General features: G+C 69.4%; 1 protein-coding gene. It reads left to right on the top strand.

What is annotated here, in order from left to right:
• On the top strand, positions 1-592 hold a 592-nt coding region (locus AOK09_RS33380; protein WP_157876136.1), incomplete at both ends, for an aldehyde dehydrogenase family protein.

Below are 592 nucleotides of genomic sequence, written 5' to 3'. Positions count from 1 at the left end.
GTCAGCGCGGCCGTCGAGGCCTTCGCGTCCTGGCGGCACACCTCCCTCGCCCGGCGGACCCAGGTGCTGTTCGCCTTCCGTGAGCTGCTCAACGCCCGCAAGGACGAGCTGGCCGCGATCATCGTCTCCGAGCACGGCAAGGTGCACTCCGACGCGCTCGGGGAGATCGCGCGCGGCCTGGAGGTCGTGGAGTACGCCTGCGGCGTCCCGCAGCTGCTCAAGGGCGGATTCACCGAGCAGGCCTCGACCGGCATCGACGTCTACTCCATCCGGCAGCCGCTGGGCGTGGTGGGCATCATCTCGCCGTTCAACTTCCCGGCGATGGTCCCGATGTGGTTCTTCCCGATCGCCATCGCGGCCGGCAACACCGTCGTGGTGAAGCCCTCCGAGAAGGACCCCTCGGCAGCCGACTTCCTCGCCCGGCTGTGGCAGGAGGCCGGCCTCCCCGACGGTGTCTTCAACGTGGTGCACGGCGACAAGGTCGCCGTCGACCGCCTGCTGGAGCACCCGGACGTCAAGTCGATCAGCTTCGTCGGGTCCACCCCGATCGCCCGCTACGTCTACGAGACCGGCACCCGCTACGGAAAGCGGG

Origin of the sequence: Peterkaempfera griseoplana (genome assembly GCF_001418575.1) — a bacterium.
Classification (GTDB): domain Bacteria; phylum Actinomycetota; class Actinomycetes; order Streptomycetales; family Streptomycetaceae; genus Peterkaempfera; species Peterkaempfera griseoplana.
This window is presented reverse-complemented; position numbering and strand designations above follow the sequence as displayed.